A 23,040-nucleotide genomic window follows, 5' to 3' on the forward strand; every position below is an offset into this window, starting at 1 on the left:
GCGGCGCAGACTGACGCTTGGTGCGCACGCAAATAAAAAAAAGCGGACTCCCTGAGGAGTCCGCTTTGCATTTCGGCCTGAACTACGTGGCCGACTATCGAGTTGAGGCATGGCTCACCGGAAGCGGCCGCCCTGCGCCGCTACCGGTTGCCATCAGACGCTTACCACTGGTACGACATACCGCCGCCGACCGTAGCACCGCCACCCGACGCGTAACCACCGCCCACCTTCACCTTGATGTTCTGGGTGATGCGAGCCGATGCGCCGAGTGCGACTGCCTGGTAGCCCTGGAAGTTGGCCGTACCCACGCCCACCGCGATGTTCTTGCCCTGATCGACGTCCGGGATCATCGTCAACGCGGTTGCTGCCGCAATGCCGCCGTAGGCGTTGCGCGCCACCGAGTTCACGCTGCTCTGAACCGCATTCAAGCCGCTCTGGAGCTGACCCACGTTCGCCGCGTCGGTTGCATTGACACCGTTGGCGACGTTGGTGATACGACGCTCGTTGCCTTCCGAGCCAACGGACACGGTGTTGTCCTGGTCAGCAACCGAGTTGGCACCCAGCGCGACCGAGTTGTTGCCCGTGGCCTTCGCCGCATCGCCCATAGCCGTCGAACTCGTACCCGAGGCAACCGCGCCACCGCCCACCGCAACCGAGTTCGCACCCGTGGCCGAAGCTGCGCCATTCGAGGTGTTGGTTGCGATGTACTGCGAACCGGTGGTGCTAATGTTCTGGATCGCCTGGTTCAGGTTCTCGACAGTCACGTTGGTCGCGTACAACTGCGAGCCGTTGACGGCATCGAGGCTCGAAGCGCTGAGGACGCCGTTTGCCACGTTGGTCAACGCTACCGCCGTCGTGGCGGTCGTGCCGCCCAGCGTGAGCTTGTCATGGGCTGACGAGTCGTACTGGACTGCATTGGCCACTGCACCCGAGATCTGGGTCGTGATGCTCGTTACGCGAGCGTCGATGTTGGAGATCGCACCACCCACGTTGTTGAAGGTGCTGGCACCGATTTTGTACGTCGGTGCCGAGATCTTGCCATCTGCGCCAACCGTCGAACCACCGCCAAGTGCGCTGATCGTCGACGAAGCCACGTTATACAGCTGCGTGCCATTGACTGCGTCAGTGCTGCTCGACGAGAGGATGCCAGCAGCAACGTTCTGCAGCTTGACCGGAGCATGACCCACGCCACCGAACGTCACCGAACTCTTAGTCGAGTCATCGTATGCCACGAACGCGTTGGTCACGTTGCCCGATGAGCCGATGAGCGCACCCATCGCCTGGAGCTGTGCGACGTTGACCGCATCGTTCTGCGTAACGCCGTTGGCGACGTTATGCAGCGCCACCGGCGTCTTCGAGCCCACGCCACCGAGCGTGATCGACGTCTTCGACGCGTCGTCGTACGAAACGAATGCGTTCAGCACATTGCCCGACGTGCCGATGTTCAAGCCAGCCGCCTTCAACTGCGCAACGTTGACTGCGTCCAGATCCTGCGCGCCGGCTGCCACGTTGGTGAGCGTGACTGGCGCGTGGGACTTGCCATAACCACCCAGCGTCACCGAATCATGCGCCGACGAGTCGTACGACACGCCGTCTACACTGCCAGTCTTCGCCGCATCCATGACTGCGTCGAGCGCAGCGCCAACGTTCGAGTAGGTTCCACCGCCCAGCACATAGCTCGGCGCCGAAATTGCGCCATTGCTGGTGACCGACGTGCTACCGCCCAGCGCCTTGGCCGTGCTATCCGCCAGGCCAAAGAGCTGACCGCCGTTCACTGCATCAACGCTGCTGGCACCGACCTTACCCGGAGCAACATTGGTCAGCGTCACAAGCTTGCTGGTACCGACACCACCCAGCGAGATCTTGTCATGCGCCGACGAGTCGTACTGCACTGCGTCAGCCAGACCGCTGATGTTGGTGATGTCGCCATAGAGCGCCGTGAACGTGTCGCCAGCGTTGCTATACGTCTTGCCGCCGATGTTGTACGTCGGTGCAGAGATCGAACCGTCGCCGTTGACCGTCGAGCCGCCGCCAATCGCGCCAGCCGCCGAGCTCGCGAGGTTGTAGAGCTGCGCACCGTTCACCGCGTCGACGCTCGACGGGTTCACATCGCCCGCCGCAACGTTCGTCAGCTTGACCGGATCGTGGCCCGTGCCGCCCAGCGTCACCGAGGCCATCGACGTATCGTCGTAGGTCACGAACGCGTTCGTCACATTGCCATCGGTATCGGTTCGCAGACCCGCCGCATAGAGTTGCGCGCCATTCACCGCATCGGAACTCGCTTCACTCAGCGCACCGTTGGCCACGTTATGCAGCGCCACCGGCGTGGTGGAATCTGCACCGCCCAGCGTCACCGAGTCATGCGCCGACGAGTCGTACTGCACCGCGTCAGCCAGACCGCTGATATTGGTGATGTCGCCATAGAGCGCCGTGAACGTGTCGCCAGCGTTGCTATACGTCTTGCCGCCGATGTTGTACGTCGGTGCAGAGATCGAACCGTCGCCGTTGACCGTCGAGCCGCCACCAATCGCGTTAGCCGCCGAGTTTGCCAGGTTGTAGAGCTGTGCACCATTCACTGCGTCGACGCTCGCTGCATTTACGCTGCCTGCTGCGAGATTCGTCAACAACACCGGCGTAGCCGAGCCCTCACCGAGCGACACCGTCGACTTCGAGTTATCGGTGTAGTGGACCGCCAGCGGATCAGTGCCCGTGCCGCCGCCACCGCCGTTGTCATTCAGTGCGGCAATTGCTTCGCCCACGTTGCTAAAGGTCTTGCTGCCGACCTTATACGTCGGGCTCACAATCGAGCCGTCCGCACCAACCGACGCGCTGCCACCAAACGCCGACACTGCGCTCGCCAGTTGGCTGACGTTCACCGCATCGGTCGAGGCCGTACCTGCCGCGACGTAAATGATCTGACGCTGCTGGACTGTCGAACCTACCGAGATCGAATTCATGCGATCAGCAATCGAACTCGAACCCAGCGCAACAGAGTCCTTGGCATTGGCCAGCACGTTGGACGCGCGACCGATCGCGATCGAGTTGGGCGACGCAGCACTCACCTGCGCAAGCGTGCCAAAGGCCATCGAATCCGGCCCATTTGCAATTGCGGTGTTGCCGAAGGCGATCGAGTTCAGGCCGTACGCCTTTGTGTTGCTACCCACTGCGACGCCCTGGTTGCCCGTTGCAACAGTGCCGTTACCCAGTGCGACGCCATTAGTACTCGATGCGAACGCATCGCCAAGCGCGAGCGAGCCTTGGCCCGTTGCCGTCGCACCATTGCCGATTGCCGTAGTACCCGACACCGTTGCGAGGGACTGCGCGCCAATAGCAACAGCCGTATCGCCGGATGCCGTTGCCCGTGCGCCGACGGCCACGCTGTACGTGCCCGTTCGAACATACGCACCATCCGTACCATCCGGGTCACCACTACCATCGGCCTGGAAATACAGACTATTGTCGGCCGTTGCCCCCACCGCCTGGAGCTGGCTGTCGACCTTCTGGATAGCTGCCAGCATCTGACTGTTTGACTGCTTGAGCGCAGCCTGCGTGTCAGTGGTGACCACCCCCAGCAGATCGTTCACCTGACCGAGGTTCACTGCGTCGCCATCGTCCTTGGCGTTCGCCACGTTGGTAATCCGACGCTGCAAACCTTCTGCACTGTTACCCACCGAGACTGTACGACTTTGATCCGCAACCGAACCCAGACCCAGCGCAATCGAGTTCAGACCCGTTGCCTGCGCGGGCGTACTCGAAGGACCAGCGCCAACACCACCAATGTACGGATTTCCGGTCACCACGGCGTTGGTCATCTGCTGCACGTTGACCGCATCGGTCGATGCCACACCATTTGCGACGTTCGACAACACGACCGGCGTATGCGATGCACCCACGCCACCCAGCGTCACCTTGTTCATCGACGTGTCGTCATACGCGACAAATGCGTTAGCCGCATTGCCCGACGAATCCGTTCTGAACCCTGCTGCATAAAGCTGCGCGCCGTTAATTGCATCAGCGCTCGATGCATTCACCGCGCCGCTCGCGACGTTATGCAGTGCGACCGCTACGCTCGAACCCACACCACCCAGCGTCACCGAACCCTTCGACGTGTCGTCGTACGCAACAAACGCGTTCGTCACGTTGCCCGAGCTGTCGAACGAGCCGCCCATTGCCTGGAGCTGCGCCACATTCACCGCGTCATTCGACGTTGCGCCGTTTGCCACGTTATGCAGTGCAACCGCTACGCTCGAATCCACGCCACCCAGCGTCACCGAGCCCTTCGACGTGTCGTCGTACGCAACAAACGCATTCGTCACGTTACCCGAGCTGTCAAACGAGCCGCCCATTGCCTGGAGCTGTGCCACATTCACCGCGTCATTCGACGTTGCGCCGTTTGCCACGTTATGCAGTGCAACTGCGACGCTCGAACCCGCACCGCCCAGCGTCACCGAACCCTTCGACGTGTCGTCGTACGCAACAAAAGCATTCGTCACGTTGCCCGAGCTGTCGAACGAGCCGCCCATTGCCTGGAGCTGCGCCACGTTCACCGCGTCATTCGACGTCGCGCCGTTTGCCACGTTATGCAGTGCAACTGCGACGCTCGAACCCACACCACCCAGCGTCACCGAGCCCTTCGACGTATCGTCGTACGCAACAAACGCATTCGTCACGTTACCCGAGCTGTCGAACGAGCCACCCATCGCCTGGAGCTGCGCCACGTTCACCGCGTCATTCGACGTCGCGCCGTTTGCCACGTTATGCAGTGCAACCGCTACGCTCGAATCCACGCCACCCAGCGTCACCGAGCCCTTCGACGTGTCGTCGTACGCAACAAACGCATTCGTCACGTTACCCGAGCTGTCAAACGAGCCGCCCATTGCCTGGAGCTGTGCCACATTCACCGCGTCATTCGACGTTGCGCCGTTTGCCACGTTATGCAGTGCAACTGCGACGCTCGAACCCGCACCGCCCAGCGTCACCGAACCCTTCGACGTGTCGTCGTACGCAACAAAAGCATTCGTCACGTTGCCCGAGCTGTCGAACGAGCCGCCCATTGCCTGGAGCTGCGCCACGTTCACCGCGTCATTCGACGTCGCGCCGTTTGCCACGTTATGCAGTGCAACTGCGACGCTCGAACCCACACCACCCAGCGTCACCGAGCCCTTCGACGTATCGTCGTACGCAACAAACGCATTCGTCACGTTACCCGAGCTGTCGAACGAGCCACCCATTGCCTGGAGCTGCGCCACGTTCACCGCGTCACTCGACGTCGCGCCGTTTGCCACGTTATGCAGTGCAACTGCGACGCTCGAACCCACACCACCCAGCGTCACCGAACCCTTCGACGTATCGTCGTACGCAACAAACGCATTCGTCACGTTGCCCGAGCTGTCGAACGAGCCGCCCATTGCCTGGAGCTGCGCCACATTCACCGCGTCATTCGACGTTGCGCCGTTTGCCACGTTATGCAGTGCGACCGCTACGCTAGAACCCACACCACCCAGCGTCACCGAACCCTTCGACGTGTCGTCGTACGCAACAAACGCATTCGTCACGTTGCCCGAACTGTCGAACGAGCCGCCCATTGCCTGGAGCTGCGCCACGTTCACCGCGTCATTCGACGTTGCGCCGTTCGCCACGTTATGCAGTGCGACCGCTACGCTCGAACCCACACCACCCAGCGTCACCGAGCCCTTCGACGTATCGTCGTACACAACAAACGCATTCGTCACGTTGCCCGAGCTGTCGAACGAGCCGCCCATCGCCTGGAGCTGCGCCACGTTCACCGCGTCATTCGACTTTGCGCCGTTTGCCACGTTGTGCAGGGCGACCGGCTTGCTCGAACCCACACCACCCAGCGTCACACTGGCCTTCGCCGAACTGTCGTAGCTCACAGCATCAGAATCGCCGGCTTTCTGGATTGCAACGAGCGCATCACCCACGTTGTTATACGTCGTGTCACCAACGACGTAGCTCGGCTTCACGATTGAACCGTCCGCACCGACCGATGCACTCGCGCCAAACGCCGACACTGCGTCCGTCAATTGACTGACATTCACCGCGTCGGTCGAGGCCGTACCTGCTGCTAGATAAGTAATCTGACGCTGCTGGACGGTCGAACCTACCGAGATCGAGTTCATACGGTCAGCAACCGAACTCGAACCCAGTGCAACCGAGTCCTTGGCATTGGCGGTCACCTTGGACGAGCGGCCAATCGCGATCGAGTTGGGCGACGCAGCACTTACCTGCGAGAGCGTGCCAAAGGAGATCGATTCCGGAGCGTTTGCCATCGCGGTATAGCCGAAGGCCATCGCGTTCAGGCCTTGCGCCTTCGTGTTGTTGCCCAACGCAATGCTCTGGTTGCCCGTTGCAACCGTGCCAGCTCCCAGCGCAATCGCATTGGGACCCGATGAAAACGCATCGCCGATCGCGATCGCACTTTGTCCAGTCGCCGTGGCGCCGTTGCCGAGGGCAGTAGTACCAGACACAGTTGCGAGCGTCTGCGCACCAAGCGCGACAGCGGTATCGCCGGTCGCCGTAGCTCGCGCACCAACTGCCACGCTGTACGTGCCGGATCGAACATATGCGCCATCAGTACCGTCAGGGTCACCACTGCCGTCGGCCTGGAAGTACAAACTATTGCCGGTCGTTGAACCGACAGTCTGGCTGACCGACTGGAGTTGATTATTGACCTGCTGGATAGCCGCCAGCATCTGACTGTTGGACTGCTTGAGCGCGGCCTGCGTATCCGACGTTACGTTACCCATCAGATCGTTTACCTGACCAAGGTTCACCGCATCGGTCGCGTCCCGGCCGCTTGCCACGTTAGTAATGCGGCGTTGCAGATTGGTTGCGCTGTTACCCACCGAAACGGTACGGCTTTGGTCCGCAACCGAGCCCAGACCCAGTGCAATTGAATTCACCCCAGTCGCCTGCGCGGGCGTACTTGCGGCGTTTGCGCCAACGCCACCGATATACGGATTTCCCGTCGCCACGGCGTTGGTCATCTGCTGTACGTTGACCGCATCGGTCGGTGCCACGCCGTTAGCGACGTTCGAGACCACGACCGGCGTATGCGACGCGCCACCCAAGGTCACCTTGTTCATCGACGTGTCGTCGTACGTGACAAAAGCATTGACTGCATTGCCGGACGGATCGGTGCGATAGCCCGCTGCATACAACTGCGCGCCGTTAACTGCATCGACGCTTGCTGCGTTTACGGCGCCGTTTGCCACGTTCGTGAGCGAGACCGGCGCGTGCGACGTGCCCACACCACCCAGCGTTACCGAGTTGTGTGCCGACGAGTCATATGCCACCGAATTGACCGAGCCGCCGATCGTCGACATCTGGCTGTAGATGTTCGAGATATCGCCGGTGTTCTGCGTAACCTTCTGGTTCGTCGCGAAAAGCTGCGAACCGTTCACCGCGTCCGTGCTTGCAGCCGAGACCTGGCCTGCCGCGACGTTCTGGATCTGACGCGTTGCGCCTGCCGAACCCACGCTCACGACGCCCGTCGGGTTCGTGCCGGCGTAGTTGTACGTCGTGCCGCCGATCACACCGCTTGCCGTAGCAACCGCTGCCGTCGTGGTCGAGCCGTTACCCAGCGCAACCGAGTTCGCCACCGATGCGTTCGCACCCGTACCCAGCGCAACGCTGCGGTCGCCCGCTGCGTTGGCCAGCGTACCCAGTGCCGTCGAGTAGCTGCCGCCTGCGTTCGCACTCGCGCCCATTGCAACGCTGCGGTCGCCCACTGCCGATGCTGCATTGCCGATGGCCGTCGTGTAGTCCGTGCCAGCGTAAGAGCTATTGCCGATCGAGACCGCAGAAGCACCCACAGCCTTCGCGTTCACGCCCATTGCCACTGCTGCCACACCGACCGAAGTCGCTGCCGAACCCAGCGCAATGCCGCTGCCGCCAAACGAAGTCGCTGCACCACCGATCGCCACGCTGTTCTGGCCAACTGCAGCCGAATCCGCCTGCGTCGAGTTCACGTGGAAGTACTTGATCCCGGCACCGTTGTTCGTGATGTTGTTCACGGTGTTCGAGAGGTTCGTCACGTTGTTCGAAACGTTCGTCACGTTGTTCGCAACGGTCGTCACGGCCGTGTTCGTCGCGTACAGCTGCGAACCGTTGATCGCGTCCGTGCTTGCAGCCGAGACCTGGCCTGCCGCAACGTTCTGGATCTGGCGCGTCACGCCTGCCGAACCCACGCTCACCACGCCCGTCGGGTTCGTGCCGGCGTAGTTGTACGTCGTGCCGCCGATCACACCGCTTGCCGTAGCAACCGCTGCCGTCGTGGTCGTGTTGTTGCCCAGCGCAACCGAGTTCGCCACGGACGCGTTCGCCGACGTACCGATTGCCGTCGAGTTCACGCCCGAAGCCGCGGCAGACGTGCCCAGCGCCGTCGAATAGCTGCCGCTCGCATTCGCGCTCGCGCCCATCGCCACACCACGGTCGCCGCTAGCCGATGCGAAATTGCCGATGGCCGTCGTGTAATCCGCACCCGCGAATGCGCTATTGCCAATCGCAACCGAGCCTGAGCCCGTCGATTTGGACGTGCTGCCCAGAGCCACGGCCTGGCTACCCGTCGCCGTCGATGAGCTACCCAGCGCCACCGCCTGCGCGCCCGTCACCGTGGCGCGTGCGCCCAGTGCCAGGCCTTGCGCTGCCGAGGAGCCCGCTGCCGACAGCACGCCGATAGCCGTGGCCTCGAGCCCCGCTGCCTGAGCCTGGTACCCCATTGCGGTCGCGTAGTTGCCGCTCGCGGACGAAATCTGGCCGATTGCCATCGCGCCAGAACCCGATGCAACCGAATCGGCCTGCGTCGAGTTCACGTGGAAGTACTTGATCCCCGTCGAACCGTTCGTGATGTTGTTCACGGTATTCGAAACGTTCGTCACGTTGTTCGCAACGGTCGTCACGGCCGTGTTCGTCGCGAAAAGCTGCGAACCGTTGATCGCGTCCGTGCTGGTGGCCGCAACCTGGCCTGCCGCAACGTTCTGGATCTGGCGCGTCACGCCTGCCGAACCTACGCTCACCACACCCGTCGGGTTCGTGCCTGCGTAGTTGTACGTCGTGCCGCCGATCACGCCGCTTGCCGTAGCAACTGCTGCCGTCGTGGTCGTGTTGTTGCCCAGGGCCACCGAATTGGTTACGGAGGCATTCGCGTTACCGCCAAGCGCGACCGAATTCACCTGCACTGCTTTCGAGCCAACGCCAAGCGCAATGGCGCTAGTACCGCTGGCATTCGCCGAGTTGCCGATTGCGACGCCGTAACTACTGTTCGCAAGCGCCGAGACGCCAACCGCAACACTGCCAACCCTGGTTGCAGTTGCCGCAGCGCCCAACGCGGTCGAACTCGTACCATATGCCGACGCGTAGGCGCCAAGCGCGGTGTCAACCCAGTTGGCCGCATTCGCCTTATAGCCAACTCCCGTAGCGCCTGCTCCCGTGGCCCGTGCGGAATTCCCAAACGCCGACGCCCCCCAGTTGGTGCCGTGGGAGTCCGTAACGATGCCGCCATTTGTGACAGCGCCATCGCCAACAGCTGTATCCAGGGAGGCATATCCAGCCGATGCCCCAGACCCTGCGACATAGGCATGGGCTTGCGACGCTGCGCCCAGTGCAGCAAGCGCAATAACTGCCGTTTTAGTCCCGCCCTTCCGGCGCCCCGTGGTGTTCTCTGATGCAGCAACCCACGTCCCCGTGGATTCGTTCCAGACTGATTTGTATGTCTTGTTCATACCTTGCCCTGACTAGACTAATTTGGGAAAACCAACCGAGCGACGCCGACATGAAACACACGACTGTCGCAACCAAGCGCATGGCAATCTGGCGGAGATTCTCTTAAAAAAGAAAATCCATTTATCTTTCAAATTCGGCGATCAAGATCGATTTATAAAAATCAATTAAATTGCCATTAACTCAGATAGTTCCGACAGAATTAAATCCGCCAATATGCGATGACACCCGCGACTTTATGGGCGTGGTTTTCCAAACAACATAAGAGAAGTCTTAAAGGAAAATGCATGGCATGGAGCTTAAAAATCAACCGATGAGCGTTGAAATCACGGCAAAAGGATATCGCCCTAGAAATTAATCTCAAAATTCTTAATTTGATTATAAAAACCAAGAATCATTTAATCTATTTCCATTTAATTACCACCACCGAGGAATTTTCCGAGTAGAAAACTATTTTCAACTACATAAAAAATCCGATTCACCTATACGTGATTAGAAAAATTCCTACAAAATAAATCGCTACGAAAGACGAATGCAATATTTAGACAATAAATATCGGATACCTAATTTCCATCAATGAGTGGCGTCGACAGAGCAGAGGGCGACGTGACTGCCCGGCGGGCAAACACAGCTGCGGTACTGTGGTGAATTGTTGTGCGGCCGCAACGCCCGGTTGGGCCAGCAGATTTGAGACTTGTCTTATTCCTTATCTCGCGTCAGGAAAATAGACTTCTTACGTCGGGAAACACTGATATCGGGCCTCCGCCCGTGTGGGCCATCACCGCGTCGCAACCACTTCACCAAGCACTGACTGCCGGACAATCGGCTTCACGCCGTACGCGCCCCATCCGTTTCCCAGGCTGAGCGAACTTTCACCCGCTCTCATCAACCAGGAAACGCAATGAAACGCTTCATCGTCCTCGCCGCTATCGGCGCACTGGCTTCACTTGCCGTCGCTACGCCAAGACCCGTCGACAACGGCCCCATTTCCGATGCCCTGCAAGTCGAATGGCTCGAGCATCAATGGACGCAGGCCGCGTCCGCAGGCGATCGTTCAATGCTCAACGATCTGCTTGACGATAAGTTCTTCGAAGTATTTCCCGGCGAAATCCGCCGCGACAAACGTGACATGCTTGCGGCCACGGCCATGCCGTCGGGCGGCACGCAGCAACTGGAAGACGTGCGCGTGCAGGTGCTCGACAACGTCGCGGTCGCGACCGGCATCAATCACTACACGCCCGCTTTGGGCTACAAGGCAATCGAATATCGCTTCACCGATGTGTTCGTGAAGCGTGAGGATGGCTGGCGCGTCGCGGCATCGCGCATGCGCAGGAAGGAAACGGGCAGCATCTGAGCGGCCCGCAGAGAACGGGAAGCGGCGGGAACGAACCGCCAGAAAAGCTTGGAAGGGCTTAAAAGAACTTAAAAGGGCTTGATCACCGCCAGCGCCACGGCGGCCAGCATGCCCAGAACCGGCAGTTCGTTGAACATGCGATACCACTTGTCCGAGCGGCGGTTTTCGCCGCGTTCGAAGGTCTTCAGCAGGCGGCCGCAGTACGCGTGATAACCGATCAGCAGCACCACCACGCCGACTTTCGCGTGAATCCAGCCCTGTCCGCGCCCGATCCCCACCACGAGCCACAACCACAGCCCGCACAGCAGCGCGGGCACGGCGATCATGGTCATGAAGCGATAGAGCTTGCGCGCCATGATGAGCAGGCGCTTGACTGCCGCAGGCTCGGTTTCCATCGCCAGATTCACGAAGATCCGCGGCAGGTAGAACAGGCCCGCGAACCACGAAGCGATCAGTACGATGTGAAACGTCTTGACCCAGAGCATCGACATATTTTTCTTCTTGGAAGATTAAGCGCAGCGGCAGCGAGCGATTCGCCGCCGCTGTGGCCAGGTTAGCCGCGAACGCTTATTCGCGGCCTTCGCCGTGACCGAGCACCACGTACTTCAGCGAGGTCAGTCCTTCCAGACCAACCGGGCCGCGTGCGTGCAGCTTGTCGTTCGAGATGCCGATTTCCGCGCCCAGACCGAACTCGAAGCCATCGGCGAAACGCGTCGAGGCGTTCACCATCACGCTCGCCGAATCCACTTCGCGCAGGAAGCGCATCGCGCGGTCGTGGTCTTCGGTCACGATCGCATCCGTGTGGTGCGAGCCGTAGGTGTTGATGTGCTCGACCGCAGCGTCGAGGCTGTCGACGATCTTCACCGCCAGCACGGGCGCGAGGTATTCGGTGCGCCAGTCTTCTTCGGTGGCGTCGACGAGCGGGCTCACGCCGGCGTCGGCGAGAATCGAACGTGCGGCGGGGTCCACGCGCAGTTCCACGTCTTTATCGCGATAGAGGCGGCCAAGCGGCGGCAGCACTTCGTGCGCAATGCCGCGCGCAACCAGCAGCGTTTCCATCGTGTTGCAGGTGCCGTAGCGGTGCGTCTTGGCGTTGTCGCACACCGTCAGCGCCTTGGCGATATCGGCGCGATCGTCCACGTAGACGTGGCAGATGCCGTCGAGGTGCTTGATCATCGGCACGCGCGCTTCGGCCATCAGACGCTCGATCAGGCTCTTGCCGCCGCGCGGCACGATCACGTCGACGAATTCCGTCATGGTGATGAGCTTGCCCACCGCTGCGCGGTCGGCCGTTTCGACCACCTGCACCGCATCCTGCGGCAGACCCGCCGCCGCCAGCCCTTCGCCGATCAGCTTCGCCAGCGCCGTGTTGCATTCGAGCGCCTCGGAGCCGCCGCGCAGAATCGTGGCGTTGCCCGACTTCAGGCACAGCGCCGCGGCGTCGATCGTCACGTTCGGGCGCGATTCGTAGATGATGCCGATCACGCCGAGCGGCACGCGCATCTGGCCCACCTGAATACCGCTCGGGCGGAACTTCAGGTTGCTGATTTCACCGATCGGATCGGCCAGCCCCGCGACCTGGCGCAGACCTTCCACCATGGTCTTAAGCGCCTTGTCCGAAAGCGTGAGACGGTCGATGAACGCGGCGTCGTGGCCCTTCTCCTTCGCGCGCGCGAGGTCGCGGGCGTTGGCGTCCTTGAGCTGCTGCGTCTCGCGCTCGATGGCTTGCGCCACCGCTTCGAGCGCAGCGTTCTTCGCGGCCGTCGAGGCCCGGGCCATCGCGCGCGAAGCCTTGCGGGCGCGGCGGCCGAGGTCGGTCATGTACTGGTCGATATCCATGGTCTCTATCGTGATGCGATGCGGTGATGCGATGCGGCGTGCCCGACGCGCGGCTGGCGATCCTGCTGCCAGCCCGGCGAGGCGGCTCGGTTCAGATTAGGTCGATTTTAAGGCCAGCGGCGCGGCTTTGCTGGGCGCGCTCTGACAGATCGGGCGTGGCACATGCCGTAAAAGGCACCGCGCACGCAAGCGGAAGCAGGTGCCGGGAAGTGGCTCCGGCCAACCTGGACGGTCAGCCTGGCCTGCGCCCCGGCCCTGCGGTGCGCGGTCGTGCCGCAGCAGCGGCAGCCGCGGCGGCGGCAGCCGGGCTTGCCCCCGGCCCGCCCGGCTGGGCACGCCCTGGAGCCGATGCAGCACCAGCGCGAGCGCCCGCAGCGGGACGCACAGCCGCACCGGCATCGCGCGGCGAAGCCACGGTCATCGCCAGTTCGAACAGGCCGTCCCAGGCATCGGGCGGCAGCGCATTGCGCCAATCGCCGCGCGCTTGCCCCGACAGGCCCTTGACCTGCCGATCCAGACGCGCCGCCAGCGCAAGCCCACGTTCCAGCGTCGCCTCGCTCAGACGCGAAAGCGCCGGTCCGATCAGGCGCTCGCGCGGCCCCCAGACCCGGTTTTCGCGCAGCAGCACGGCCAGCGGCTTGCCCGCCGCCACGCCGCGCTTGATGCGCAGCAGCGTGCGGACTTCTTCGACGACCGCCCACAACACCAGCACCGCGGCCTCGCCCTCGCCCTCCAGCCCGTCGAGCATGCGCGTGAGACGGCCGACATCGCCGGTCAGCATGGCTTCGTTGAGCTTGAAAACGTCATAGCGCGCCACGTTGAGCACGGCGTCGTGAATCTGTTCGAAGCTCAGCACCCCTTGCGGATACAACAGACCGAGCTTCTGGATTTCCTGATGCGCGGCGAGCAGATTGCCCTCCACGCGTTCGGCGACGAACTGCAGCGCGCGCCGGCCATCTTCGCCCGGCGCCACGCGCTGGCCTTGCTGACCAAGCCGCTGGCCGATCCAGTTCGGCAGCGCGGTGCGCTCGACCGGATCGATCTTGATCGCCACGCCGCCATCGGCGAGTGCCGTGAACCACGCGGATTTTTGCGTGGCGGCGTCGAGGCGCGGCAGCGTAACGAGCGTCAGCACATCAGGATTCGCCGATGCCTTAGCCGACGCAGCGAGCGTCTTCAACGCATCCGCGCCTTCCTTGCCTGGCTTGCCCGACGGAATGCGCAACTCCACCAGTTGGCGGTCGCCGAACAGCGACATCGACTGGCTCGCGCCCAACAGCGCGCTCCAGTCGAAACCGCGCTCGACGGTGAACACCGAACGGTCGGTGAAGCCGGCCGCCCGCGCGCTCGCGCGAATGCGGTCGCACGCTTCCTGGGCGAGCAGATGCTCGTCGCCGTAGACGACGTACAGGCCGGCCATCCCTCTGGCGAGATGCTGCTCGAGTCCGTCCAGTCGCAATTGCATGGCGTGTGCTTCAGATAAAAGTCGAGCCGCGCATTACAGCGGCGGCGGCGGCAGCGGCGCGCCCGGCGAGACGCCCGGCACCACCTGATCCGGCGTGGGATTCAGCGTCTTGAGCACGGCCAGACGGCGCGTGAGCTGGTCCACCGCATCGTTCTGCATATCTGCGAACAACAGGGCGGATTCGCTCACCTTCGCGGTCGAGTACTGGTCGCTATAAGTCATCGCGCGGTTCAGCGCGATCGTGCTCGGCTGGATCAGCGGCGATCCATCCTTCGCGGTGAGCGCGTAGTTCAGCGAATAGTTGACCTGATATTCCTCGACCACGCCGAGCGAACTCAGCGTGAGCGTGCTGAAGCTGCGCGACTCGCTCACGTGCAGGACGGCGTCGGCATTGGCGGCGGATTCGACCACCACCGAATCGCTGCCGCCTTCGATCATGCGCGTAAGGCGTGCGTTCACGGGCGGCGGCGCACCGACGATGGCGAGCCGTTTGAACGCGTAGTTCTGCTCCCCACGCAGCTGGAAGCCGCACGCCGAAAGCATCAGCGCGCTGCTGGCCAGTAACAGAAACGATCTGCGAATCACATGGACTCCCTGGTTCGCGACAGATTCGGAACGACGGTGCTGCGCGATCTTTCAGACCTCGCAGCACCGCCCATACATCACATCTTCAAGCTCAGACCACCACGTTCACGAGGCGGCCCGGCACGACGATGATCTTCTTCGGCGCGCGGCCTTCCGCGAACTTGACGGTCATTTCGTGCGCCATTGCCGCGGCTTCGATCACGTCCTTCGCGGCGTCCTTCGCGACCGTCACGGCGCCACGCACCTTGCCGTTCACCTGCAGCACGAGTTCGATCTCGGCCTGTTCGAGCGCCTTTTCGTCGACCTTCGGCCACGGTGCGTCGAGCAGCGTGCCGTATTCGTCGGCGTAACCGAGTTCCTTCCACAGTTCGAACGTCAAATGCGGCACGACCGGATACAGCACGCGCAGCAGCACGCCGAAGGTTTCGCGCTGCACGCCTGCGCCCGCTTCCTTCGCGCTGTCGATGGCGTTGAGCATCTTCATCGCCGCCGACACAACCGTGTTGTACTGCAGACGCTGATAGTCGAAATCGGCCTGCTTGAGCACGTTATAGACTTCGCGGCGCAGGGTCTTTTCGGCTTCCGTGACCGTGGCGGCGTCGAACGTTGCGCGCGACTTGATCGCTTCGGCGTTCGTCACGCCGAACGACCAGACGCGGCGCAGGAAGCGGCTCGCGCCTTCCACGCCCGCGCCCGACCATTCGAGCTGCTGCTCGGGCGGCGCGGCGAACATCGTGAACAGACGCGCGGTATCGGCGCCGTACTGGTCGATCAGCACCTGCGGATCGACGCCGTTGTTCTTCGACTTCGACATCTTTTCGACGCCGCCGAGCACCACCGGCTGGCCGTCGCTATTGAGCGTCGCGCCGACCGGGCGGCCCTTGTCGTCGTGCGTCACGGTCACGTCGGCCGGGTTGTACCAGCTCTTCTTGCCCGACGGATCTTCGCGGTAGAAGGTTTCGTTGAGCACCATGCCCTGCGTGAGCAGGTTCTTGGCCGGTTCGCCGAACTTCACGATGCCGAGGTCGCGCGAGACCTTCGCCCAGAAACGCGAATACAGCAGGTGAAGAATCGCGTGTTCGATACCGCCGATGTACTGGTCCATCGGCATCCAGTAGTCGGTGCGCTCGTCGACCATCGCCTGTGCGTCCGGCGCGGCGTAGCGGTAGAAGTACCACGACGAGTCCACGAAGGTGTCCATCGTGTCGGTTTCGCGCTTTGCATCGGCGCCGCAGGTCGGGCACTTGCAGTTCAGGAACGCTTCCGACTTCGCCAGCGGGTTGCCCGTGCCGTCCGGCACGAGGTCTTCCGGCAGCACGACCGGCAGGTCTTTCTCCGGCACCGGCACGTCGCCGCAGCTCGGGCAGTGGATGATCGGGATCGGCGTGCCCCAGTAGCGCTGGCGCGAGATACCCCAGTCGCGCAGACGCCACGTGACCTGCTTGTCGCCGAAGCCTTGCGCCTTGAGGTCGGCCGCGACGGCGTCGACCGCCGCCATGTAGCCCAGACCGTCGTACTTGCCGCTGTTCACGGTGACGGCGCGTTCCTTGTCGCCGTACCACTCCTGCCAGCCGTCGAGCGAGTAGGTTTCGCCTTCGACCGCGATCACCTGCTTGATCGGCAGATCGTATTTCTTCGCGAACGCGAAATCGCGCTCGTCATGGCCCGGCACGCCCATCACGGCGCCTTCGCCATAGCTCATCAGCACGTAGTTGCCGATCCACACCGGCACCTGCTCGCCCGTGACCGGATGCGTGACGGTGAAGCCCGTGGGCATGCCCTTCTTTTCCATCGTCGCGACGTCGGCTTCGGCGACGCTGCCGCTCTTGCATTCTTCGATGAACGCCTGCAGTTCCGGCTTGTCCTGAGCGATGCGCGTAGCGAGCGGGTGCTCGGCGGCGACCGCGCAGAAGGTCACGCCCATGATGGTGTCGGCGCGCGTGGTGAACACGCGCAGCAGCTTCTTCTCGCCGTCGAGTTCGTACGGGAAACCGAAGTTCACGCCGAAGCTCTTGCCGATCCAGTTCTGCTGCATGATCTTGACGCGCTCGGGCCAGCCGAGGCCGTCGAGGTCGTTCAGCAGTTCATCGGCGTACTGGGTGATGCGCAGGTAGTACATCGGGATTTCGCGCTTTTCCACCAGCGCGCCCGAGCGCCAGCCGCGCCCGTCGATCACCTGCTCGTTGGCGAGCACGGTCTGGTCGACCGGGTCCCAGTTCACCGTGCCGGTCTTCTTGTAGGCGATGCCCTTTTCGAGCATCTTCAGGAAGAACCACTGGTTCCACTTGTAGTAATCGGGCTTGCAGGTGGCGATTTCGCGCGACCAGTCGATGGCGAGACCCATCGCCTTCATCTGGCCCTTCATGTACTCGATGTTGTCGTACGTCCACTGCGCCGGCGGCACGCCGTTGGCCATCGCCGCGTTTTCGGCGGGCATGCCGAACGCGTCCCAGCCCATCGGCATGAGCGTGTTGTAGCCGTTCATGCGCAGATAGCGGTACATCACGTCATTGATCGTGTAGTTCCGCACGTGGCCCATGTGCAGCTTGCCCGACGGGTACGGCAGCATCGAGACGCAATAGAACTTGGGCTTGTCGGCCTTTTCGGCCGTCCGGTAAGCGTCGCTGGCACGCCATTCGCCTTGCGCGGCGGATTCGACGTCGGAGGGAACGTATTTTTCGAGCATGGTGTGGATGGGAAAACGCAGATTCGGCTGAAACGGGCCTGCGGCGGCATGCGAATGCGCCTGAAGGCGTCTGGCGCACCGCACCGGCCGGCGCGATCGTCTGACGATGGTCGGGCGCGACGTGGGCAGGGCCCCGTTTTTACAGGGAAACGCTGATTATACCGTTGACTTGGCCGCGCTCTCCGCTGGCTTTTCGAATGGCGCGAATTGGGGAAATGCGGCGGCTGGAAAGGCGCAGGCGACGATCAGTGCCCGCTCGGTGCCCACTCAATGCTGAGCGGCGGGCGGCGGCGGTTCGGTCACGAAGCCGATGCGCGCAAGACCGGCCTGCTGCGCCGCGCCCATCACCTGGGCGATGACGTCGTAGCGCGTGTCGCGCGCGGCGCGCAGTTGTAGTTCGGGCTGCTGCGCCTCGGGCTGCTTGCCGGCCTCGGTAAAGCGCTGGCGCATCTCGTCGAGGGACACCGGCTGGGCATTCCAGAACACCTTGCCGGCGGCGTCGATCGACAGCGTGACGGTTTGCGGCGTCTGCTGCACGGCTTCGGCGGCGACCTTCGGCAGATCGAGCCGGATCGCATGCGTGAAAAGCGGCGCGGTAATGATGAAGATGACGAGCAGCACGAGCATGACGTCGATCAGCGGCGTCATGTTGATCTCGGCCATCGGTGCCGAATCGCGCTTCTTTTCGAGTCCGCCGAATGCCATTGCGTCGCTCCTCGCGGCTTTTGCGCGTTCAGTACGAACCGGCGCGCGCAGGATCGCGCGGTGCAGCCTCGCGCCGCGGCGTGCCGCTGTCGGGTGCGCAGGCGTAGGCGTGCAGATCGTGTGCGAAGCCGTCGAGATCGTCGCCGATCTGGCGCGCAAGACGGCCGAGGATGTTATAGGCCAGCACCGCCGGAATCGCGACGACCAGACCGAACGCGGTCATGATGAGCGCCTCGCCCACCGGCCCGGCGACGTTTTCGATCATCGCCTGGCCGCTCGCGGCGATACTGCCGAGCGCGTGATAGATCCCCCAGACCGTGCCGAGCAGGCCGACGAACGGCGCCGTGCTGCCCACCGAAGCCAGCAGCACCTGGCCGAATTCGAGCCGCCGCTGCGAAGCCTGGAGCGCGCCGCGCAAGGCGCGCAGCACGCGCTCGCTGCGATCGACGCGGGCCAGCAAGGCGCCCGCCGGATCGGTTTCCGTCACGGCCAGCGCGGCCTGCGCGAGCGGCAGAAAAACACGCTCGCGATCGAGCGCGCGCATCGCGCTCACGCCGTCCGTGAGCGAATGCGCCTGCCAGAACTGCGCCACGGCGCGCGGCCCCTGACGCTTCGTGCGCACGAGCACCCAGCTTTTCACGATCAGGAAGCACCAGCTCGCGATCGACATCGCCAGCAGCACCCACGCCACGGCATGCGTGACGGCGTCGCTGGTCTGCAGATAGTGGATGACTCCGTTGCTCGCTGCCATCGGACCTCGCGTGTGATGTCGCGGCCTGCGCCGCACGGCTGGCCCGGCGCGACTGGCCGGGCCCGAATACGACTAAAGCGGCTACTGAAGCGCTTGCAAATACGCTTGCCGAAGCGCCGCCTGACGCTTTTAGCGCAGGCTGAGCACGTCCTGCATATCGTACAGGCCGCTCGCCTTGTCCTGCAGGAACAGCGCCGCACGCACGCTACCTTGCGCATAGGACAGACGGCTCGACGACTTGTGCGTGATCTCGATACGCTCGCCGATACCCGCGAACAGCACCGTATGGTCGCCCACGATATCGCCGCCACGGATCGCCGCAAAACCGATCGTCGACGGATCGCGCTCGCCCGTCACGCCTTCGCGGCCATAGACAGCGCATTCGTCGAGGTTGCGGCCGAGCGCCTTCGCCACCGCTTCGCCCATCGCCAGCGCCGTGCCCGAAGGCGCGTCGACCTTGTGGCGATGGTGCGCTTCGATGATCTCGATGTCGTAACCCTTGTCGAAAAACTGCGCGGCGTATTCCAGCAGCTTGAGCGTGACGTTCACGCCCACGCTCATATTGGCCGCAAACACGACGCCCACCTTCTGCGCGGCGGCGCCAAGCTGCGCCTTCTGCTGCGCGTCGAAGCCGGTCGTGCCGATCACCATCTTCACGCCATGGCGCTGGGCGGCTTCGAGATGCACGAGCGTGCCTTCCGGACGCGTAAAGTCGATCAGGCAGTCGCTTTGCGCGAAAACCTGCTCGATGTCGTCGGTGATGCGCACGCCGGTGTCTTTGCCGAGGAACGCGCCCGCGTCCTGGCCCACAGCGGCCGAACCCTTGCGCACGAGCGCGCCCGAAAGCGTGGCGTCAGGCGTATTCAGAACGGTTTCGATCAGCATCCGGCCCATGCGGCCCGACGCTCCGGCGATTGCGATTTTCATGACTGTTCCTGCGATGGTGTGACCGGCAGCCCGGCTCGTGCCCGATTCGTGGCGGTTTCGTGCCCGATTCGTGCTCAATGACCGCGCCCCGCTGACGGTTCGCCGGACATTTTTCGAGATAGTTGCTGCCAAGGATAGCCGCTCTGGACGGCTAAAAGCGAAACGGCGGCCCGAGAGCCGCCGATGGAACGGGCCCGGCGGGCAGCGCCAGGCCTGAAGCGAGTAAAGCTCACCCATTTCGCCGATCCGGTTCGATCCGCCCGAAGCCCAACTGACGCTTCATCGCGGATCAAGCCGGCCGGGCGCCGATCAGTTGCCCGTCGTGCCCGAAGCCGGCACCTGCGGCGGCGCGGTCAACGGCGAGTTGTGCGACGGCGGCAGCACGGCGGCGTTGGAGTCGCCGGTACCCTGCGCACCCGTGGTCGGGCCCACCGGATTCGGCTGCGGCACGCCCTGGATCTGCGGCGGCGGCGAGCGGTGCAGCTGGACCTGCGCGGGCATGGTGCCCACGTTCGGCGGCAGCGCCGACGAGGTAGGCGTCCCTGCGCGCACCGAAGGCGTCAGACCCGACGGCGTCTGCACGGCATCCGTTGCGCGGTTCGCGGCGGCGGCGGCCTGAGCGTTCGCGTCCTGCGGCAGTTGCGAGGTCGCCGTGCCCAGTTCCGACGAAGGCGTGCGCGCCGTATCCGGCACGGTCGGGCCGCCGGCGCTTGCGCCGCTGGCCTGAGCCGCCGAAGCCGCCGACGCGCCGGAAGCACCCGCAGCCAACGCCGCCTTGTACTTCTTGCCCATCTTGTCGCCGTCGATTTCGGCGAGCAGCTCGAGGTTGGACGGCAGATCTTCGCCGCCCGACCAGCTCGACACGCGATCGCCGTCGAACATCACGACGAAGTCGCGCTGCTGGACCACGGCGGTCGAGCCGCGCTTGAAGTAGAAGACGTAGTCCCAACGATTCGAGTGGAACATGTCGGTCAGGAGCGGCGTGCCAAGCAGTTGCTTGACGTCCGCGCGCGACATGCCCACCTTCATCTGCGCCGCGGCTTCCGCCGAAACGAAGTTACCCTGAACGATCGTGATGCGGTACGGCGTGATGCTCTGGGCGACGCGTTGCGTCAGGCTGTCATAAGTGGAACAACCGGCGAGCGCCGCGAACGCGGCCGCAGCCAGCAGGGTGCACGCCAGGCGGCCGCCATTCAGACGTCGGCCGATCATAGTGAATTCTGGAATCATTTCCCTCACCGTGCGGGCTTTTCGCGAAGCCGCGCGTGTTCTGTAGAAGTTCGTTCGAAGTTCTGCCGAAGATGCCCGTAACGGCAAAAACGCATTAACATAAGAACCCAGCATTGTACTCCAGGGACTTATCGTCATGACCAATCCAACCGATCTCAAGAACATCGGCCTCAAGGCGACCTTACCGCGCCTCAAGATCCTGGAGATTTTTCAGCACAGCCCGGTGCGTCACCTCACCGCCGAAGACGTCTATCGGAACCTGCTGAACGAGGAGCTGGACATCGGCCTCGCCACGGTTTACCGGGTTCTCACGCAGTTCGAGCAGGCTGGCCTGCTCACCCGCAGCAACTTCGAATCGGGCAAAGCCGTCTTCGAACTCAACGAAGGCAGCCACCACGATCACCTGGTATGCCTCGATTGCGGACTGGTCGAAGAATTCTTCGACCCCGAAATCGAAAAGCGCCAGCAGATAATCGCCAACGAGCGCGGCTTCAAGCTTCAGGAGCACGCGCTCGCGCTGTACGGTGCGTGCACCAAGGAAAACTGCCCGCACCGCAAGCATTGAAGCATGCACGGCGGCAGCGGGAAAATGCCTTTCCTGTAAGTTGCAGCAAGAAAAAACCGCCCCTCGGGGCGGTTTTTTTGTACTTCGAGCCAGGCGATACCGGCTTACTTCGCGTTTGCGAGTGCCACAGCCGTGTCCAGCATGCGGTTCGAGAAACCCCACTCGTTGTCGTACCAGCTCGACACCTTGACCAGACGGCCCGAGACCTTGGTCAGCGTGGCGTCGAACGTCGACGATGCCGGGTTGTGGTTGAAGTCGATCGAAACCAGCGGTGCGGTGTTGTAGCCCAAGATGCCCTTGAGCGCGCCTTCCGAAGCTTCCTTCATGATCGCGTTGACTTCTTCGACCGTCGTGTCGCGCTTGGCGATGAACGACAGGTCGACGATCGACACGTTGATCGTCGGGACGCGGATCGCGTAACCGTCCAGCTTGCCGTTCAGTTCCGGCAGCACGAGGCCGACCGCCGATGCCGCACCCGTCTTCGCCGGGATCTGGCTGTGCGTGGCCGAGCGCGCGCGGCGCAGGTCTTCGTGGTACACGTCCGTCAGAACCTGGTCGTTCGTGTAAGCGTGGATCGTGGTCATCAGACCCGTTTCCAGACCGATCTTGTCGTTCAGCGGCTTGACGAGCGGTGCCAGGCAGTTGGTCGTGCACGATGCGTTCGAGATGACCGTGTCCGTCGCCTTCAGCACTTCGTGGTTCACGCCGTAGACGATCGTCGCGTCGACGTCCTTACCGCCCGGCGCCGAGATGATGACCTTCTTCGCGCCGCCCTTCAGGTGGGCGCTGGCCTTTTCCTTGGTCGTGAAGAAGCCCGTGCATTCGAACACGATGTCGACGCCCAGCTCGCCCCACGGCAGTTCTGCCGGGTTGCGGTTGGCCAGCACGCGGATACGGTCGCCGTTGACGACGAGGTAATCGCCGTCCACCGACACTTCGCCCGGGAACTTGCCGTGTGCCGTGTCGTACTGCGTCAGGTGCGCGTTGGTCTTCGCGTCACCCAGGTCGTTGATCGCGACGATCTGGATGTCGTGCTTCTTGCCGTTCTCGTAGAAGGCGCGAAGCGTGTTGCGGCCGATGCGGCCGTAGCCGTTGATTGCGACGCGAATCGTCATGGTTTATCTCCTGATGGTAAAAAATTCTGTTACTGCGCCGTGTGCCGGGCTCTCTGGCGGCTCGTGGCAGCCTGCGC

13 protein-coding genes are annotated in these 23,040 nt (G+C 62.9%); 2 read left to right on the top strand and 11 right to left on the bottom strand.

Annotated elements, in window-relative coordinates; all coding sequences use genetic code 11:
* Window positions 1-161: 161 nt before the first annotated feature.
* The gene (locus tag G3N59_RS05045) at window positions 162-9,194 is read right to left on the bottom strand and encodes a YadA-like family protein (RefSeq protein ID WP_346777849.1); all 9,033 of its coding nucleotides are present in this window, start codon (window positions 9,192-9,194) and stop codon (window positions 162-164) included.
* Window positions 9,195-10,642: 1,448 nt separating this feature from the next.
* On the opposite strand from G3N59_RS05045, the gene G3N59_RS05050 reads away from it, so the two are divergent.
* Window positions 10,643-11,095, top strand: a complete 453-nt coding sequence (locus G3N59_RS05050) for a nuclear transport factor 2 family protein (protein ID WP_205981446.1) — start codon at window positions 10,643-10,645, stop codon at window positions 11,093-11,095.
* Between the two features lie 68 nt (window positions 11,096-11,163).
* Here G3N59_RS05050 and G3N59_RS05055 read toward each other — a convergent pair whose 3' ends face one another.
* From G3N59_RS05055 to G3N59_RS05095, 9 genes are all read right to left on the bottom strand, one after another.
* The gene (locus tag G3N59_RS05055; protein ID WP_205981447.1) at window positions 11,164-11,586 is read right to left on the bottom strand and encodes a CopD family protein; all 423 of its coding nucleotides are present in this window, start codon (window positions 11,584-11,586) and stop codon (window positions 11,164-11,166) included.
* Between the two features lie 76 nt (window positions 11,587-11,662).
* A complete protein-coding gene (locus tag G3N59_RS05060; protein ID WP_205981448.1) occupies window positions 11,663-12,934 on the bottom strand; it encodes a glutamate-5-semialdehyde dehydrogenase in 1,272 nt (423 codons plus the stop codon).
* A gap of 232 nt (window positions 12,935-13,166) precedes the next feature.
* Window positions 13,167-14,399 (bottom strand): DNA polymerase III subunit delta, encoded by a 1,233-nt coding sequence (gene holA, locus G3N59_RS05065; RefSeq protein ID WP_205981449.1) that lies wholly within the window; start codon window positions 14,397-14,399, stop codon window positions 13,167-13,169.
* 33 nt (window positions 14,400-14,432) lie between these two features.
* Complete coding sequence (lptE, locus tag G3N59_RS05070) at window positions 14,433-14,984, bottom strand: LPS assembly lipoprotein LptE (RefSeq protein WP_205981450.1); 552 nt, start codon at window positions 14,982-14,984, stop codon at window positions 14,433-14,435.
* A 91-nt stretch (window positions 14,985-15,075) separates the two neighbouring features.
* The gene (leuS, locus tag G3N59_RS05075; protein WP_205981451.1) at window positions 15,076-17,670 is read right to left on the bottom strand and encodes a leucine--tRNA ligase; all 2,595 of its coding nucleotides are present in this window, start codon (window positions 17,668-17,670) and stop codon (window positions 15,076-15,078) included.
* A gap of 267 nt (window positions 17,671-17,937) precedes the next feature.
* On the bottom strand, window positions 17,938-18,375 hold the full coding sequence (locus tag G3N59_RS05080) for a biopolymer transporter ExbD (RefSeq protein ID WP_205981452.1): 438 nt from the start codon (window positions 18,373-18,375) through the stop codon (window positions 17,938-17,940).
* Window positions 18,376-18,403: 28 nt separating this feature from the next.
* Window positions 18,404-19,126 carry a MotA/TolQ/ExbB proton channel family protein gene (locus G3N59_RS05085; RefSeq protein WP_205981453.1) on the bottom strand — a complete coding sequence of 241 codons (723 nt, stop codon included), beginning with the start codon at window positions 19,124-19,126 and terminating at the stop codon, window positions 18,404-18,406.
* A 129-nt stretch (window positions 19,127-19,255) separates the two neighbouring features.
* The gene (dapB, locus tag G3N59_RS05090; protein WP_205981454.1) at window positions 19,256-20,053 is read right to left on the bottom strand and encodes a 4-hydroxy-tetrahydrodipicolinate reductase; all 798 of its coding nucleotides are present in this window, start codon (window positions 20,051-20,053) and stop codon (window positions 19,256-19,258) included.
* Window positions 20,054-20,362: 309 nt separating this feature from the next.
* A complete protein-coding gene (locus G3N59_RS05095; RefSeq protein ID WP_241023182.1) occupies window positions 20,363-21,265 on the bottom strand; it encodes an outer membrane protein assembly factor BamE in 903 nt (300 codons plus the stop codon).
* A gap of 154 nt (window positions 21,266-21,419) precedes the next feature.
* On the opposite strand from G3N59_RS05095, the gene fur reads away from it, so the two are divergent.
* The gene (gene fur, locus G3N59_RS05100) at window positions 21,420-21,848 is read left to right on the top strand and encodes a ferric iron uptake transcriptional regulator (protein WP_205981456.1); all 429 of its coding nucleotides are present in this window, start codon (window positions 21,420-21,422) and stop codon (window positions 21,846-21,848) included.
* A 104-nt stretch (window positions 21,849-21,952) separates the two neighbouring features.
* On the opposite strand, the gene gap is transcribed toward fur, so the two are convergent.
* On the bottom strand, window positions 21,953-22,963 hold the full coding sequence (gene gap, locus G3N59_RS05105) for a type I glyceraldehyde-3-phosphate dehydrogenase (RefSeq protein ID WP_205981457.1): 1,011 nt from the start codon (window positions 22,961-22,963) through the stop codon (window positions 21,953-21,955).
* Window positions 22,964-23,040: the final 77 nt, after the last annotated feature.

Source organism: Paraburkholderia sp. Ac-20340 (assembly GCF_017104965.1).
Lineage (GTDB): Bacteria > Pseudomonadota > Gammaproteobacteria > Burkholderiales > Burkholderiaceae > Paraburkholderia.

What these genes read in the sequence shown, in the direction of transcription:
- fur (WP_205981456.1), top strand. Translation starts at nt 21,420, where the DNA reads ATGACCAATCCAACCGATCTCAAGAACATCGGCCTCAAGGCGACCTTA.
- dapB (WP_205981454.1), bottom strand. Translation starts at nt 20,053, where the DNA reads ATGAAAATCGCAATCGCCGGAGCGTCGGGCCGCATGGGCCGGATGCTG.
- G3N59_RS05060 (WP_205981448.1), bottom strand. Translation starts at nt 12,934, where the DNA reads ATGGATATCGACCAGTACATGACCGACCTCGGCCGCCGCGCCCGCAAG.
- G3N59_RS05050 (WP_205981446.1), top strand. Translation starts at nt 10,643, where the DNA reads ATGAAACGCTTCATCGTCCTCGCCGCTATCGGCGCACTGGCTTCACTT.
- G3N59_RS05095 (WP_241023182.1), bottom strand. Translation starts at nt 21,265, where the DNA reads ATGATCGGCCGACGTCTGAATGGCGGCCGCCTGGCGTGCACCCTGCTG.
- G3N59_RS05055 (WP_205981447.1), bottom strand. Translation starts at nt 11,586, where the DNA reads ATGTCGATGCTCTGGGTCAAGACGTTTCACATCGTACTGATCGCTTCG.
- G3N59_RS05080 (WP_205981452.1), bottom strand. Translation starts at nt 18,375, where the DNA reads ATGGCATTCGGCGGACTCGAAAAGAAGCGCGATTCGGCACCGATGGCC.
- leuS (WP_205981451.1), bottom strand. Translation starts at nt 17,670, where the DNA reads ATGCTCGAAAAATACGTTCCCTCCGACGTCGAATCCGCCGCGCAAGGC.
- holA (WP_205981449.1), bottom strand. Translation starts at nt 14,399, where the DNA reads ATGCAATTGCGACTGGACGGACTCGAGCAGCATCTCGCCAGAGGGATG.
- G3N59_RS05085 (WP_205981453.1), bottom strand. Translation starts at nt 19,126, where the DNA reads ATGGCAGCGAGCAACGGAGTCATCCACTATCTGCAGACCAGCGACGCC.
- gap (WP_205981457.1), bottom strand. Translation starts at nt 22,963, where the DNA reads ATGACGATTCGCGTCGCAATCAACGGCTACGGCCGCATCGGCCGCAAC.